Origin of the sequence: Roseibium sp., assembly GCF_051016195.1 — a bacterium.
GTDB lineage: Bacteria > Pseudomonadota > Alphaproteobacteria > Rhizobiales > Stappiaceae > Roseibium.
This window is the reverse complement of record NZ_CP134616.1, coordinates 5510340-5525737: the sequence shown is the minus strand read 5'-3', so window position 1 is coordinate 5525737 and position 15398 is coordinate 5510340. Positions and strand designations below refer to the sequence as shown.

The following is a 15398-nucleotide window of genomic DNA, read 5'->3' as shown; positions in this document are numbered from 1 at the left end:
AAAATCCGCCTGGAACGCGAGTACCTTGCGGTTGCGTTTCAGGCGGGAACTTGACGAAAAATCAGACGTCGTCGGTGCGCTCCGGTGGCACCAGACCTTCCAGACCGCGCAGAAGATCTTCTTCCGACATGCGATCGAATTCAACGGCACTGTCGTCGACAGTGTTGACCTGCGTGACCTGGTGCTGGTTCGCGGAAGGCACCACGGGCACAGCTTCGGTTTCCGGCTCATCCACTTCCACAAACTTCTGCAGCGAGTGGATAAGGTCTTCTTTCATGTCTTCCGGGCTGACGGTCTGCTCGGCAATCTCGCGCAGCGCGACGACGGGGTTCTTGTCGTTGTCGCGGTCGATCGTAAGCGGAGATCCGCTCGAGATCATGCGGGCACGATGCGCAGCAAGCAGCACCAGCTCAAACCGGTTTTCGACCTTGTCGATGCAGTCCTCGACGGTCACGCGCGCCATTCGACGTCTCCATAGGCTAAAGGAACTTGAAAAAAGAGCGTATAGTGACCACAATTCCAAAATGCAACCCCTTGAGGGATTTCAGAGGAGATAGCCGCTTTTTGCAGGTTTTTTATCGATTTTTTTTGGCTGCAATCTCTTTTGCATTGCAGCGGTCCAATCTTTTGGTGTAGGGCACTACTGGGGACCTATAAGAATCAATAGGGTCGGTGGGAAAAAGATAACAATAAGCTGAGCAAAAACGGCGATGGGCGTTAAATGTATTCTCAGCAAAAATGCGTTTGCCGGGTGAAAGGCACAATGGGTCTGGCTGCGGGAGCCCGATCTTGCATTGTTTTACCTTCAAAAGCGCATTTAACTCGGAAAGGTTTCACTTAATATGTTTGACGCTAGAGAAAAGGTTGCTTTGTTCATTGATGGAGCCAACTTGTACTCGACGGCCAAGGCGATCGGATTTGATATCGATTACAAACGGCTGTTGAAGGAGTTCCAGGGACAGGCATATCTGCTGCGCGCATATTACTACACCGCGCTTATCGAGGATCAGGAGTACTCGTCGATCCGGCCGCTTATCGATTGGCTGGATTATAACGGCTACAAGGTCATCACCAAGCCGGTGAAAGAATTCGTTGACAGTGCCGGACGCCGCAAGGTCAAGGGCAACATGGATATCGAGCTTGCGGTTGATGCCATGGAACTCGTTAAGTCCGTAGATCATATCGTTCTGTTCTCGGGCGATGGCGATTTCCGTTCGCTCGTCGAAGCGCTTCAGCGCAAGGGCAGGAAGGTGAGTGTCGTTTCGACGCTCAAGACCCAGCCGCCGATGATCGCCGACGATCTTCGCCGCCAGGCGGATCACTTCATCGATCTGGCGAGCCTTGCCAACAAGATTGGCCGGGATCCGTCCGAGCGCCCCGTGCGCCCGCAAATGTCGTCGCATGTCGATGATGACGATGACGAGGACGAGGACTACTAAGAAGCCGTCATGCCGGCTGAAATAGATAAAAACATTCCTACCGATCCGCCGCTTAACTGCCCGGTCTGTCCAAGGCTGGTGGCCTTGCGCGAAGAGCTGAAAGCGGCGCATCCGGACTGGCATAACGCGCCGGTTCCGTCGTTTTCAGCTGAAAATCCGCGGTTGCTCGTCATCGGGCTTGCGCCCGGAATGAAGGGTGCCAATTGCACCGGGAGGCCATTCACCGGCGATTTCGCCGGCGACCTTCTCTACAAGACAATGCTCGAATTCGGATTCGCCGAGGGGACTTACCAGGCACGCCCGGATGACGGTCTGGTGCTGAAAGACGCCATGATCACCAATGCCGTGCGCTGCCTGCCCCCGCAGAACAAGCCGACCGGCCCGGAAATCAAGGCGTGCCGCCCCTATTTGCTCGCGACCCTTTCGGCCAATCCGTCCATCCAGGCTGTTCTGGCACTCGGAAGGATCGCACACGAGACCTTTCTGACGGCACTGGACCTGCGGCGTGCGGCGTATCCATTTGCGCATTGCGCGGAGCACCGGCTCCCTGGCCATGACATGTCATTGTTCGATAGCTACCACTGCTCGCGCTACAACACGAACACCGGCCGTCTGACCGAAGACATGTTCCGTGCGGTGTTCGAGAAAATCAGAGACCACATATCGCCGGAGTAACCTGCACCGGTCCGGCAGGTCCCGCCGCTGGATATTTCTTCTCCAGGCGTGTCGTGGAAATGGCTTAGCCGCTTTCTGCCGCGTCCGTCTCGACCACCGTCCAGCCATTGGGCCCAAGGTGTTCCTGCGGTTTGAACCGGCCCTTGTAGGCCATCTTTGCCGATCCTTCGACCCAGTATCCAAGATAGACGTAAGGGAGCCGCATCTTTCTGGCGCGCTCTATGTGATCGAGGATCATGTAGGTGCCGAGTGCTGTTTCCGTGTAGCTGGGGTCGTAGAACGAATACACCATCGACAGCCCGTCTGAGAGCTGGTCGCTCAAGGCGACACCAAGCAGCGGGCCTTCCCCGGCGCCGGTCACGAAGCTGTCCGGTCCGCGTTGCCGGTATTCGAGCACCAGTGTCTCGACATGCGTGTCCTCGACCATCATTGCATAGTCGAGCACGCTCATCTCCGTCATGCCGCCATCTTCGTGGCGCTCCTGGAGGTAGTCCCGGAAAAGATCGTATTGTTCCGCAGACGGGCTGGCCGGCAGGCGCGCGCCGATGAGGTTAGCACCCGATTTCCAGACCCGCCGAAGCGACTTGCTCCACTTGAAATCGTTCACGCGGACGCGCACGGAAATACAGGACTGGCATTGTTCGCACGCCGGGCGATAGGCGATGTTCTGGCTGCGGCGAAAACCGCCTTGCGTCAGCACCTCATTGAGTGCGGGCGCGCCGTGGCCTACCAGATGGGTGAACACCTTTCGCTCGTGCTTCCCCTCCAGATAGGGGCAGGGGGCTGGCGCCGTCAGATAGAACTGCGGATGGTCGGTCGGGTGTCTTGTCACCTTGTTGTCCCGCGATACCTCAATGCGTTGCTAACATTCCATAGTACCATGGCGCGACCAACGAGAACGTCAACCATAAAATGAGCGCCAGCGGAACACCTGCGCGGACGAAGTCGATGAACCGGTAATGGCCCGGGCCCATCACGATCAGGTTTGTCTGGTAACCGATCGGTGTCGCAAAGGATGTGTTTGCAGCGATGATCAGGCAGACGACGAAAGCCTCCGGAGGTTGCCCGATCTGGTTGGCCAGGTTGATCGCGATCGGCGTGAACAGAACCGCTGCCGCGTTATTGGAGAGAAAATTCGTCAGTACCATGACGAGAAAAAACAGGGCGGAGAGAATGACGGGCGCGGATGCCCCGTGCAGCGCATAAACGAGCGCGGAAGCAATTGCCGTGGCACCGCCCGTCGCTTCGAGCGCGACCGCGGCTGCCAGCGATGCGCCGACCAGCATGAAAATCCTGCTGTCGATCGCACGCATGGCCTGGCGGATATTGAGGCAGCCTGAGGCGATCATCGCAAAGGTTCCCGCGATTGCCGCCGAGACGATCGGGACCAGCCCGGACGCCGCCAGTGCGACGACGCAGGCAAAGATAGCGAGCGCCCTCGGCGCGTAGCGCCGTCTTGGAACTTCGGCCGTCGACCAGTCGAGCAGAAGGACGTCCCGATTGCCGCGCAGGCGCGCAATGTCCTCTTCGCTGCCGGCAACCAGCAGCACGTCTCCCGCTTCGAGCCGGATATCGTTCATCGCCATGCGCGGCATTCGGCTGCGTCTCTGAATGCCCATGACAAGGCAGCCCGTATCTGCGTAAAAGCCGGATTGCGGCAAGGTCCTGCCCATCAGCCGTGACGCCGGGGCAACGACCACTTCAGCCAGGCTGATCGACCCTGGTTGAACCGCCTGCTGGTCCCGCCCGGGACTGGCCTGTTCCGTCTCCGCCTCCATCAGCGGCTGCCGGCGCGCGAGCGCGTTGGCAAGCGCGTTTCGTGTTGCGGCGACAATCACCGTGTCACCAGGGGACAACACGACATTCTCGAATGGCGGCAGCAACGGTTCCTGGCCGCGCTGCACGAGGCGAACCGTCATGTCCTTGAGCTTTGGAAACATGCCGGAAACTGCCTCGACGCCGACAAGCGGATGACCATAGGTGATTTCGATCTGCGCGATGAACTGCTTGCCCGACGTTGACTGAAACTCTTCCGCCATTGTCTTGCGGGCCGTCATCAGGTGCGGCATGACGAAGAAAACATAGAGGGAGCCGACGCCCGCAACGATCAGGCCGATCGGCGTGAAGCTGAAAAAACTCAGCTGGAGGTCGGACGACTGCGCGGCATAATTGGCAACCAGCAGGTTGGTTGAAGATCCGATCAGCGTTGTCATGCCACCCAGGATCGCGATGAAGGACAGCGGCATGAGAACGCGGGAGGAGGACTGCCCGACCGTCGCTGCAACCGCGGTCAGGATCGGCAGAAACATGACGACAACGGGCGTATTGTTCAAAAAGGCGCTGAGAACGGCGACAACCAGCAGGATCGGTACGGTCGCGAAGGCGGACCGGCCGCGCGTCATCCTCACGATTGTCTTCGCCGGAGCTTCCAGAGCGTCCGTCTGGAACAGGCCCTGGCCGATGATGAGCAGGCAGATCACCGTCACCAGCGCCGGATTGGCAAATCCCATCAGAAAATCGGCGGTTGTTACGGCGTGGCCGTCCGGCGTTTCCACCGGCAGAACAGAAAAGATGACGATGAAAGCAGTCACGGATCCAAGCGCGACCGTCTCGATCGGGTAGCGCTCGACGGCATACAGGATGACGGTTGACGCGATGACCACAAAGGTCAGCGCCATCGCGATATCAACAGAATGCATTCACCTGCCCAAAGCCTTGCATGGCCACACTTGACGAACGCACAGTCTAGAACAGGCGGTCCGCTCATTGAAAGAGCCTTAAACTCAAGTGCCCGTTGATACGTAGTGGATCATCCTCTGCATAGCGCGTTGCAGAGAAAAACGTTTCTTACACACCGGAAACGCAACTCTCCGGCATCGAGCAGTGAAATGAACTCATCCCGTCGCCTCGAAGCGGAACATCAGCTTCCATCGGCTGTATGTTTCCAGGCGGTCCGCGTCGGTCGGAAAGTAGTCGCTCGGCTCGCCGAGTGGCACGAAAGCGTTGGCCACAAAGCGGCGGGCGGAGACAACGAAACCCGCCTTTCGGAAGGCTCCGGCAATGTCGGCAATGCAGTGATTGGGAACGGGCACGTTTGAGAACTCCTCGATCCTGGCCCGCCACATTGCCCACAAGGGACTGTCGCGGTGGCAGCAGGTGACAGCATAGTAACTGCCTCCCGGTTTCAGCACAGCGGCCATTTGCCGTGCGTGAGCGTAAAGGTCCTCAATCAGATAGATGACCTCATGAGAGAATGCGAGATCGAACGTCGTTCCCAGATTGGACAGGTCGGTGGTCGCCCGGTAGGAGATCGGACGGTTTCCCTTCAGTGTCTCGGCGATTGCCACGGGACGGCGCGCAATATCGACACCGACGCCAGACCTGAACGGGCGCAGGTCGTGGAGCAGCCGCAGAAATCCGCCCTGATTGCAGCCGAAATCAAGGACGTCCACGTCGGACAGATTGGTCTCGTTGATTGCATCGATCATTTCGCACCAGATCCAGGTGTGATCGGCCGTCATCGTATCTTCTTCAGTCGAAAGACTGGACCATGTTTCAATCAGGTTCGTTTTCACGACAGTACCTATGCCTTTGCTTCCAGTTCCTTCAGGAGCGCGCGGAACACTTTGCGTGCGTTGCCGGGATGCCTGATTTTCTTGACCGATTTCAGGTTGGACATGTCGTTTCCAACGACAATCAAGCCGACCATTCCCCACTCGTAGTGGGGCACGCAGATGTGCCCGTAGATCCCGGGGACGGTGAAATCGACGGTCATGTTTGCGTCAATCGCGCCATTCCAGGGCTCTGCACCTTCCGGGATCATGCCGCGCTTGGAGGCCGAGTTATGACCGGCATCCGTCGGCACGAATGTGACCCTGTCACCGGAGTTGATCCGAAGGATAGCCGGTTCGAAGACATTCGGCGCGTCAGGATCGGCGCAAGCCGCATTCAGCATCAGCACGCCGTGTTCTTTTCCCGTGAAGGCAGGGGCAGGGCAGGCGATTGCCGATCCGGTGCCCGCCAGCGCCGCCGTGGAGATGATGAATTCACGACGCGTAAGCATGAACGATGAGTTCCTCCCTTGGCCCCTTCGAGGTTTCGATCGCCACCCCGTAGGTGTTCGATATGGCTCCGGCGCGCAAAACCGCCGCAGGCGACCCCTGAGCAAGGATCCGGCCTTCGCAAAGCAGGATCAGATGGTCGGCAAAACGCGCTGCAAGGTTGAGGTCGTGCAGGGCAACGACACCGATGGCGCCGCGGTCCGCGACGGCGGTCTTGATCTGCCCGAGCACATCCAGTTGGTGGCGCAGGTCGAGTGCGGATGTCGGTTCGTCGAACAGATAGACATCCGATTTTCTGATCAAGGCCTGTGTGACCGAAACCATTTGCGACTGACCGCCTGAGAGTTCACTTACATAGGCTTCCGACAGGTGCCCGATGCCGGCTTGCTGCAGGGCGGTGCCGACTGCGACCATGTCGGCCTCATTCACCCGCCATCCCTTGAGCTGCTTGTGGGCCATCATGACCACATCAAAGACGGTGAGCGCGGCATTCGCCGTGAAGAACTGGGGCATGAAGCAAACACGTTTCAGCCGCGTGCGTGTCGGCAGCGTGTCGAGATCGGTGCCACCGAGATGGACCTTGCCGGTTTCAGGTTTCAGGAGGCCGGCGATCAGGCGGAACAGCGTGGATTTGCCTGCGGCGTTCGGTCCGATAAGCGCCGTCAGCTGACCAGGCGCGATCGGTTCAAATCCGGCGCGGTCGAAAATCTGCCGAGAGCCATATGAAAATGTCAGGTTTTCTGCCGTCAGCGCGTTCATTGCCAATGCCTCTTGCGCTGTCCAAGGATGAGAAGAATGAAGAACGGGATACCGATCAGGGAGGTGATCATTCCGATCGGATAGACAATGCCCGGCGTGATCGCCTTGGAGGCGATCGAAGTTCCGGAAAGAATGAGTGCTCCGCAAAGCGCCGAAAGGGGGAGGAACCCGCGCTGGTCCTCGCCGACGATCATGCGCGCGATGTGCGGACCGACAAGGCCGACAAACGCGATTGCACCAACGAAAGAGACCGCGACGGCCGCAAGCAGCGAAACACCTGCAAGCACAGTGATCCGCAAGAGCCCGACATTGACGCCCAGTGCGGCGGCCTTGTCTTCCCCCATGCGCAGGGCCGTTAGCGCCCAGGAGCGGCTCATGAACCAGGGCATCATCAAGAGGAGGATGGCAAAGCAGATGCCGACCTTGCCCCAGGTCGCGCGCGCCAGCGAACCGAGTTGCCAGAATATCAGTTGCGCCAGCTGGATTTCAGAAGCGCCGTATTGGAGAAACGCCAGGAGCGCATTGAACGTGAACAACATGGCGATCCCGACCAGGATCATGGCTTCCGGCGTGACCCCTCGCAGCCGGGTGAAGAGGAACAGCGCGCAGGAGGTCAGCATTGCGAAGACGAAGGCGTTTACAGACACGAACAGACCGCCGACGCCGGGGATCACGGACCAGCCGAGCACGATGGCAAGGGCGGCACCGAAGCCGGCTGCAGAACTGAGGCCAAGCGTAAACGGATCAGCGAGCGGATTATTGAGGATAGTCTGCATTTCGGCGCCTGCGACCCCCAGCATCGCACCGACCGCAATTGCCATGAGGGCAACGGGCAGGCGCAACTGCCAGATGATGACGTCTTCCTTGGGCGTGGCCATTGAGCGATCCAGAATGACTTCGATCGTGCGCCAGATGGAGAGATCCGCGGGCCCCGTCGTGATGTCGACAACGACGAGGCCAGCGAGCAGAAGAACGGCGGAACAGACGAGCAGAATGCGTCGCAGGTGACGGAGTTTATAGGCGCGCACCAGCGCCAGGGCTTCGCCTGTTACAAGTGTGCTGTCAGACATGATAGATCCCATGCGTGCGTCCCCAACACACGGCGGAGTGGAGACGCACGAGAAAGAAGACTAGTTTTTCAGGGTGATCCAGAACTGGCCGGATGGCTCGTAAGGCAGGAACCGGTCATGCAGTTCCTGGAATGTCGCCGCCGGGTCGAGATCTTCGAAATCCGCAGGGTGCAGCCATTTCGCAAGCACCTGGACCGCAACGAAATGGTAGGGAGAATTGTAGAACTGGTGATAGATCGAGTGGAACCGGCCCTCCTTGACGGCGCGGAGATCGGCAAACCCGGGACGTGCGGCAAGGGCGGCAAGGCGTTCGCCATTGACTTCCGGATCGCCATCATAGCCGAGAAGCGTCGATGTCACTTCCGGGCGGGCTTCCTTCCAGTTTGCACCGGTACCGAACACAACATCCGGATCGGCCTCGATAATGCCTTCGAGACTGAGATCCACCCTGTAGGCGTTGGCGAGCGTTGACCCGTGGTTCTTGCCGCCGGCGAGCTCGACGAAACGGCCGTAGTTGTAGGGCCCGAAGGACCAGCAGCAGAAATCGGTCTGCCATCCGGCAGCATTCTCAACCACCACCAGCGGACGGTCTTCGGCCGGAATCGTGTCGACGACGTTCGTCACCTTGCGCATCTGGGCAATGTAGAAATCGATGAATTCGGCAGCGCGCTTTTCCTCACCGAAGATGCGGCCGAGAATGAGCATGGAGGGGACGGCGTTTTCGGTCGCATTGCGGCGAAAGTCGATGAAAGCAACCTGAACGCCAGCAGCGCCGAGCTTTTCGATCAGACCGGTCTCTTCCGCCTTGAACAGGTTGCCGACGTCAAGCAGTACAAGGTCGGTTTCTGCTTCCAGGACGGCTTCGATGGAAAAGTCACCGGCGTAAGGATTGCCGAAATCGATCATCCGGGCCGTGTCTTCCGGAAATGCGCCTTCATATTTGCGGAATGCGTCCGGATCGTATTGAACCAGGTCGCTTTTCCAGCCGACGATCTTTTCAAACGGGTTGCCGTCTATGAGCGGGGCAATGCCGTACATCATCCGGCCTTCGCCCAGAATGATCTTGTCCGGCATTTCCGGCAAGGTGACTTCGCGGCCTGCAACATCGGTGAAGGTCAGCGCCTCGGCCAGAGCGCTTGAGGAGGGCGTGGCCAACAGGGAGCCGGCCACGAACGCGCACGTCAGTGCGCCTACGCGTTTGAAGAAAGTCATAGCGTTTTCCGTTAGTTAGATTGCAGCGCAGCAATACCAAATTTGGATTTTAAAGTCGACTCAAATATTCAGGTTTTTTCTTTTTCGGGGTTCGCGCTTCGGTAGTGCGCGGGAAACGCAGCGAAACTCCGGCTCGGGCGGAGGCCCCTCGACGCCTGTTCGGTTGGGTTCGAATGCGTGATTTGTCCGCGGCACTCAGATGGCTCTGGCCATCGGGCCTGCACCGTGAAAGGCTGAGATTCGGAAAACAGGAAAGCACCGCGGGATATGCCGATAGAATCGCCATTGAAGCTGAACACTCCGGGCGCAAGCGCGACCCTTGCAGCTTTTGTCGTTGTCGTTCTGGCGATGGGAATTTTCATCGGCATGCAATCGGCGCCGGGCGACTGGTACCAGAACCTTCAAAAGCCGCCGTTCAACCCGCCGAACTGGATCTTCGGACCGGTCTGGACCGTGCTTTACGTGTTTATCGCACTTGCCGGCTGGCGCACCTACCGACAAGCACCGCGATCTGCCGCCATGAAGCTCTGGATTGCCCAGATGGTGCTGAACTGGGCGTGGTCACCGGTCTTTTTCGCCTTACACCAGCTTTGGTTTGCGCTGGTTATCCTGCTGGGAATGCTGGCGGCCATCATTTTCTTCATAGCGGACAGGTGGCAGCGGGATCGGACCGCCGCGCTCCTGTTTTGTCCCTATGCAGCCTGGGTCGGTTTCGCGGGCGTGCTCAATTTCTCGCTGGCTTTGCTGAACTGACTGGCATCAGGGCGAGAGGCGCGATTGACTTCCGGCAACCCGGGCCGGTTTTTCTCAGTGCGTCGCCTGAAAGCGCACATCCACGTATTGCTGATGATACGCCGAGTTAACGACAACGACGCCGAGGATCATGTCGTGGAGCAGACGCTTGCGGTCCGAGAACAGCGAGACCAGCAGGACCAGCGGGGTCAGCAGCGAGACGGAGAACCAGAACAGCAGCGCATGAACGGCTGCCAGCAGCGGGTACGGTTTCGCGCCGTACCAAAGGCGCATTTCCAGTCCCATGGCGCGCATTCCAAGCGTCGAGGCCTGGGGCCCGCCGAGCGTAAAGGCAACATAAAGGAGGGCGACCGTAGCCGGCAGGATAGCGTAGAGCAGGAACCCGAGCCCAAGTGTGAAGACGCCGAGGAAGAACACCAGGATGCCGGCTCCGAATGTCAGGAGAGCGATCACGATCACGTCGATGAAAAACGCAAAGATCCGGCGGCTGCGCACCCCGGAGAAAAGCTCCGGATGCAGGCCAGGATCAAAAACGTCTTCGCGGACATGGTCGGTCGAAGTCTCGGCGGACATTAAGAAGCTCCTTGGATTGTGATGTGCTTCATGTGGGCATTGGAGAGGCAAAACGCAAATTCAGGGCGACTGAACTGGAAAGCAGCGCTGAGAGAGTGTCTCTTGGGATCAGCCCATGCGCTCGCCGATTTCCAGATAGCGGACGACAAAGCCGCGCTCTCGAAGCGCCGCGACGATGCGCTCGCCGTGGTCGCGGTCGAAGGCTTCGAAGGAAACGTCCAGTGTCGCACCCTTTGCGGGCACGTTCAGGAACAGCCTGTGATGCTCGACATCGACGACATTGCCTTGCATGTCGCCGATCACCGTGGCGATTTCACCGAGAGTGCCGGGGCGGTCGGGCGTGTCGATCCTTATGGAAACGAGTTTGCCGTCGCGGGCCAGCTCACGGACAACGATCTTGGAAAGAAGACGCGGATCGATATTGCCGCCGCACAGAACAAGGCCGACCTTTCTGCCTTCAAAGCGCTCACGATCCGAAAGAAGCGCCGCCAGACCGGCAGCTCCAGCGCCTTCGGCAATGGTTCGTTGCAAGGTCAGATAGGCGTTGATCGACCGCTCGATGCTGCTTTCGGACACAAGAACCACATCGTCGACGATTCTTTTGACGACGTCGGTCGTCAGAACGCCGATGTCGCGAACCGCAATCCCTTCGGCGATGGTCGCGCCTTCGCAGACAACCTCCTTGCCGTAGAAGGCACCCCACATGCCCGGGTAAAGCGTCGTTTCGACACCGATGGCTTCGATGGTCGGCTTGAGCGCCTTGGCAGCTGTCGCGATACCGGCGATCAGCCCGCCGCCGCCGACGGGGACGACGATCACATCCAGATCGGGTTGGGCCTCCAGCATTTCGATCGCGATCGTGCCCTGTCCGTGGATGACATGGGCATCGTCATAGGGGTGGACCCAGACCAGATCCTTTTCAGCCGCCAGCCGGTCGGCCTCCTCCTTGGCTTCCGCAAGTGTGTTGCCTGCCAGAACCACGTCCGCGCCGTAGCCGCGTGTGGCGGAGATTTTCACGAAGGGCGTCAGAACCGGCATGACGATGGTCGTCGGTATGCCGAGGCGGCCGGCGTGGTAGGCAACGCCCTGTGCATGGTTCCCGGCGGACACGGCAATCACGCCGCGGCGCTTCTCGTCGGGGCTCAGACTGGACAGTTTGACAAGGGCACCCCGCTCCTTGAACGCACCCGTCACCTGCATGTTCTCGTATTTGACGAATACATCGGCGCCGGTGAGCTGCGACAGGCGCGGTGCGGGCAGGCACGGCGTCTGGAGAACCGCACCCTTTATGAGGTCTGCGGCCGCCTGGATGCTGTCGAAAGAAATCTGTTTGTGATCTTGCTGACTGCCCGTAAACGTCATTTGCGCTCAGCCAGCATCGCGGCGACCTTCGGCGCGAAATAGGTCAAAATGCCGTCCGCGCCCGCACGCTTGAACGCCAACAGGCTCTCCAGCATCGCGCGGTCGCCGTCGAGCCAGCCATTGGCGCTGGCGGCTTTGATCATCGCGTATTCTCCCGACACCTGGTAGGCGTAGGTCGGGACCTGGAACTCATCCTTGATGCGCCGGACGATGTCGAGATAGGGCAGGCCCGGCTTGACCATGACCATGTCCGCGCCCTCGGTGATGTCGAGCTCCGCTTCGCGCAGGGCTTCGTCCGTGTTCGCTGGGTCCATCTGGTAGGTGCGCTTGTCGCCCTTGAGCGTTCCCGAAGACCCGACGGCATCGCGGAACGGGCCGTAGAACGCGGATGCATATTTAGCGGAATAGGCCATGATCTGGGTGCCGCGATGGCCCTGACTGTCAAGCGCCTGGCGGATCGCTCCAATCCGCCCGTCCATCATGTCGGATGGCGCGATGACATCCGAACCGGCCTCGGCCTGCACGAGAGCCTGTCGGCACAACTGATCCACGGTCTCGTCATTCAGGATCGTATCGCCGTCCATCAGGCCATCGTGACCATGGCTGGTGTAGGGATCGAGTGCGACATCTGTCATCAGGCCGACATTCAACCCTTCCGCCTTGATGGCACGCAGGGCGCGGCAGGTGAGGTTTTCCGCGTTGAGCGCCTCGCTGCCTGTGTCATCACGCAGGTCCGGATCCGTGTAAGGAAACAGGGCAAGAGCCGGAATGCCGAGTTCCGCCGCACGGGTTGCTTCGCGCACGGCTTCGTCCACGGAAAGACGGACCACGTCCGGCATCGAAGGCACGGGTTGCCTGACATTGTCTCCATCCACAAGGAAGATCGGCCAGATGAGATCGTCCGCCGTCAGCGTGTTTTCGCGCACGAGGCGCCGGGACCAGTCAGTCTGCCGGTTGCGCCGCATACGTGTGCCGGCCAGGAGCGTGTCCATATGGTCTGGCGTGATCTGAGGGAGCGGCTTTTTGGACGGCATGGCGGGTTTGGACTCAGGTTTTGGAAAGATGGTGCACAGTGTGCCGGATGTCAGAGCGCAATCTATCACGCAGATTGACGCATTCCAACATTCTGTAAAACAACTGAAAATAATAAAGAAAAAGAGATTGTTTGACGTTCGCGTCAAATATGGTTTAGTGCTGCAGCCGCAACGCGAACACGGACGGCTGTCACCTTTTTCGGGTGAAGCTCTGTTGGGAGGAACGACGTGGACTTTGCACCGAACGAAGATCAGCGCGCTTTTCAGGATATGGCGGCCAGTTTCTCAAGGGACGAGCTTGCGCCTTTTGCGAAGGAATGGGACGAGGAAAGCATCTTTCCGATCCCGACACTGCGCAAGGCGGCCGAATTGGGATTTGGCGGCATATACGTGAAGGAAGACGTAGGCGGCTCGGCGTTGGCACGGCTTGATGCCGCGCTGATATTCGAAGAGCTCTCCAAGGGGTGCACGTCCACGGCAGCCTACCTGTCCATCCACAACATGGTCGCCTGGATCATCGACACCTTCGCTTCTGAAGACCTGCGCCAGAAATTTCTGCCGCGGCTCTGCACGATGGAGCTGCTGACGAGCTACTGTCTTACCGAACCCGGTTCGGGCTCCGATGCGGCGAGCTTGCGCACCAGCGCGCGGGACGATGGCGATCACTACGTTCTCAACGGTTCCAAGGCCTTCATTTCGGGCGGGGGGGTGAGCGACCTTTATGCCGTTATGGTCCGTACGGGCGGCGAAGGCCCCTCGGGCGTTTCCTGTCTGCTTGTCGAAAAGGGAACGCCCGGCCTCAGCTTCGGTGCTAACGAGATCAAACTCGGCTGGAAGAGCCAGCCGACAGCACAGGTCAATTTCCAGGATTGCCGGGTTCCGAAATCGAACCTGATCGGCGAAGAAGGGCAGGGTTTCAAGATTGCCATGTCCGCGCTGGACGGCGGACGGCTCAATATCGGTGCCTGTTCGCTGGGTGCCGCGCAGGCCTGTCTGGACCATGCCCTTTCCTACATGAAAGAGCGCAAGCAGTTCGGCCGGCCGATTGCCGATTTTCAGGCACTGCAATTCCGGCTAGCCGACATGGCAACGGAGCTCGAAGCCGCAAGGCTGCTTCTGCACAAGGCCGCGGCGGCCGTGGACGCAAAGTCCCATGAGGCGACGAGGCTTGCAGCAATGGCCAAGCGTCTTGCCACCGACACCGGGTTCAAGGTCGTTAACGAGGCATTGCAGCTGCATGGCGGATACGGTTATCTCCGCGACTATCCTATCGAACGTTTTTTCCGCGATGTCAGGGTGCACCAGATCCTGGAAGGGACAAACGAAGTCATGCGGCTGATCATTGCGCGCGATCTCTTGAAAGACTGAGTGAAGCCTTACCCGTTTCCCTTTGAAATGACTCCCATTCCACAAGGCAATGCAATGAACGACGAAATCCTGTTCGAGGTGCGCGGCAAGGCGGGGTTCGTGACCCTGAACAGGCCCAAGGCGCTCAATGCGCTGACACATGACAAAGTGAAAGCACTTGCTGCGCAGCTTCAGACCTGGGCGGATGACCCGGACGTCCGGCACGTCGTCATCCGGGGAGCAGGCGGCAAGGCCTTTTGCGCGGGAGGGGATATCCGCAGCATCTATGATGCCGGGCTCGCCGGTGAAACAGCTGGACTGAAGACCTTCTTCCGGGACGAATACACCCTCAACGCCTACATCAAGGCCTACCCCAAGCCGTACATCGCGCTGGTCGACGGTATCGTCATGGGTGGTGGTGTCGGCGTTTCGGTGCATGGAAGTCATCGCATCGGCACTGAAAACACGCTGTTTTCGATGCCCGAGACCGGGATCGGGTTTTTCCCGGATGTCGGCGGCACATATTTTTTGCCGCGCATGCCGAAAAAGACCGGAATTTATTGCGCGCTGTCGGCGGGCAGGCTGAAACAGGCGGATGCGCTCGCGTTCGGGGTCCTCACGCATGCAATTTCGCAGGAGAGCCTGACCGATCTTCAGTCGGCGCTGGAAACAACAGACGATGTTGACGCAACTCTGGAACGTTTTCAGGTGTCTCCGGAAACGGGTCCCGTGGAGCCGCACGGCGAACTGATCGAGCATGCCTTCTCGGCCTCTTCCGTCGAAGAGGTGCTCGACCGTCTTGACGCAGCCGACGAAGCTTTTGCCGGGAAGACAGCCGACGCAATCCGGGCAAAGTCGCCGACCAGCGTCCTGATCGCGTTCGAGCAGATGAGGCGCGGCGCGGCTTTAAGTTTCAACGATTGCATGAAGCTGGAATACCGGATCGTGTCGCAAATCCTGACGGGCGAGGATTTCTTTGAAGGCATCCGTGCCGTTGTGGTCGACAAGGACCAGTCTCCGAAATGGAACCCTAATCAGCTCGCACAAGTGGACAGAACCGGGCTGGCGTCGTATTTCGAAGAACCGTTTGACGGAGATCTTCCTCTTTAAGGC

The 15398-nt window shown here is 59.1% G+C and carries 16 protein-coding genes; 5 read left to right on the top strand and 11 right to left on the bottom strand.

Translation table 11 applies throughout. The annotated features are described in order from the left end of the window. Positions 1 to 61: 61 nt before the first annotated feature. Positions 62 to 463, bottom strand: coding sequence for a DNA-directed RNA polymerase subunit omega (gene rpoZ / locus RDA78_RS25160; RefSeq protein WP_306145198.1), 402 nt, complete (start codon positions 461 to 463; stop codon positions 62 to 64). A 379-nt stretch (positions 464 to 842) separates the two neighbouring features. Here rpoZ and RDA78_RS25155 point away from each other — a divergent pair, with 379 nt between their 5' ends. Continuing rightward, positions 843 to 1439 carry an NYN domain-containing protein gene (locus tag RDA78_RS25155; protein ID WP_434052497.1) on the top strand — a complete coding sequence of 199 codons (597 nt, stop codon included), beginning with the start codon at positions 843 to 845 and terminating at the stop codon, positions 1437 to 1439. Between the two features lie 9 nt (positions 1440 to 1448). Next, positions 1449 to 2114 (top strand): uracil-DNA glycosylase, encoded by a 666-nt coding sequence (locus RDA78_RS25150; protein ID WP_434052496.1) that lies wholly within the window; start codon positions 1449 to 1451, stop codon positions 2112 to 2114. A 64-nt stretch (positions 2115 to 2178) separates the two neighbouring features. Here the strand turns inward: RDA78_RS25150 and RDA78_RS25145 are convergent, their stop codons facing one another. The 7 genes from RDA78_RS25145 to RDA78_RS25115 all read right to left on the bottom strand — a co-directional run bounded on the left by RDA78_RS25145 (position 2179) and on the right by RDA78_RS25115 (position 9216). Then, positions 2179 to 2946 carry an arginyltransferase gene (locus RDA78_RS25145; protein ID WP_434052495.1) on the bottom strand — a complete coding sequence of 256 codons (768 nt, stop codon included), beginning with the start codon at positions 2944 to 2946 and terminating at the stop codon, positions 2179 to 2181. 19 nt (positions 2947 to 2965) lie between these two features. Further along, positions 2966 to 4813, bottom strand: coding sequence for an SLC13 family permease (locus RDA78_RS25140; protein ID WP_434052494.1), 1848 nt, complete (start codon positions 4811 to 4813; stop codon positions 2966 to 2968). Between the two features lie 195 nt (positions 4814 to 5008). Then, positions 5009 to 5689: a class I SAM-dependent methyltransferase gene (locus RDA78_RS25135; protein ID WP_434052493.1), complete on the bottom strand. Its 681-nt coding sequence runs from the start codon at positions 5687 to 5689 to the stop codon at positions 5009 to 5011. A gap of 8 nt (positions 5690 to 5697) precedes the next feature. After that, on the bottom strand, positions 5698 to 6177 hold the full coding sequence (locus RDA78_RS25130; protein ID WP_434052492.1) for a pseudoazurin: 480 nt from the start codon (positions 6175 to 6177) through the stop codon (positions 5698 to 5700). Further along, positions 6161 to 6934: an ABC transporter ATP-binding protein gene (locus tag RDA78_RS25125; RefSeq protein ID WP_434052491.1), complete on the bottom strand. Its 774-nt coding sequence runs from the start codon at positions 6932 to 6934 to the stop codon at positions 6161 to 6163. The genes RDA78_RS25130 and RDA78_RS25125 overlap by 17 nt, the downstream gene beginning before the upstream one ends. Further along, positions 6931 to 8004 carry a FecCD family ABC transporter permease gene (locus RDA78_RS25120; protein ID WP_434052490.1) on the bottom strand — a complete coding sequence of 358 codons (1074 nt, stop codon included), beginning with the start codon at positions 8002 to 8004 and terminating at the stop codon, positions 6931 to 6933. The genes RDA78_RS25125 and RDA78_RS25120 overlap by 4 nt, the downstream gene beginning before the upstream one ends. A 60-nt stretch (positions 8005 to 8064) precedes the next feature. Beyond that, a complete protein-coding gene (locus RDA78_RS25115) occupies positions 8065 to 9216 on the bottom strand; it encodes an ABC transporter substrate-binding protein (RefSeq protein WP_434052489.1) in 1152 nt (383 codons plus the stop codon). Positions 9217 to 9483: 267 nt separating this feature from the next. Between RDA78_RS25115 and RDA78_RS25110 the strand changes: the two genes are divergently transcribed. After that, positions 9484 to 9969, top strand: coding sequence for a TspO/MBR family protein (locus RDA78_RS25110; RefSeq protein ID WP_434052488.1), 486 nt, complete (start codon positions 9484 to 9486; stop codon positions 9967 to 9969). Between the two features lie 54 nt (positions 9970 to 10023). Here RDA78_RS25110 and RDA78_RS25105 read toward each other — a convergent pair whose 3' ends face one another. From RDA78_RS25105 to hemB, 3 genes are all read right to left on the bottom strand, one after another. Further along, positions 10024 to 10542: an RDD family protein gene (locus tag RDA78_RS25105; protein WP_434052487.1), complete on the bottom strand. Its 519-nt coding sequence runs from the start codon at positions 10540 to 10542 to the stop codon at positions 10024 to 10026. Positions 10543 to 10650: 108 nt separating this feature from the next. Then, entirely contained in the window at positions 10651 to 11904 is a 1254-nt protein-coding gene (locus RDA78_RS25100; protein ID WP_434052486.1) for a threonine ammonia-lyase, read from the bottom strand. Then, entirely contained in the window at positions 11901 to 12896 is a 996-nt protein-coding gene (hemB, locus tag RDA78_RS25095) for a porphobilinogen synthase (RefSeq protein ID WP_434056207.1), read from the bottom strand. Before hemB ends, RDA78_RS25100 begins: the two co-directional genes overlap by 4 nt. A 270-nt stretch (positions 12897 to 13166) precedes the next feature. Between hemB and RDA78_RS25090 the strand changes: the two genes are divergently transcribed. After that, entirely contained in the window at positions 13167 to 14306 is a 1140-nt protein-coding gene (locus RDA78_RS25090) for an isobutyryl-CoA dehydrogenase (RefSeq protein WP_434052485.1), read from the top strand. A 54-nt stretch (positions 14307 to 14360) separates the two neighbouring features. Next, positions 14361 to 15395, top strand: coding sequence for an enoyl-CoA hydratase/isomerase family protein (locus tag RDA78_RS25085; protein ID WP_434052484.1), 1035 nt, complete (start codon positions 14361 to 14363; stop codon positions 15393 to 15395). Positions 15396 to 15398 lie beyond the last annotated feature (3 nt).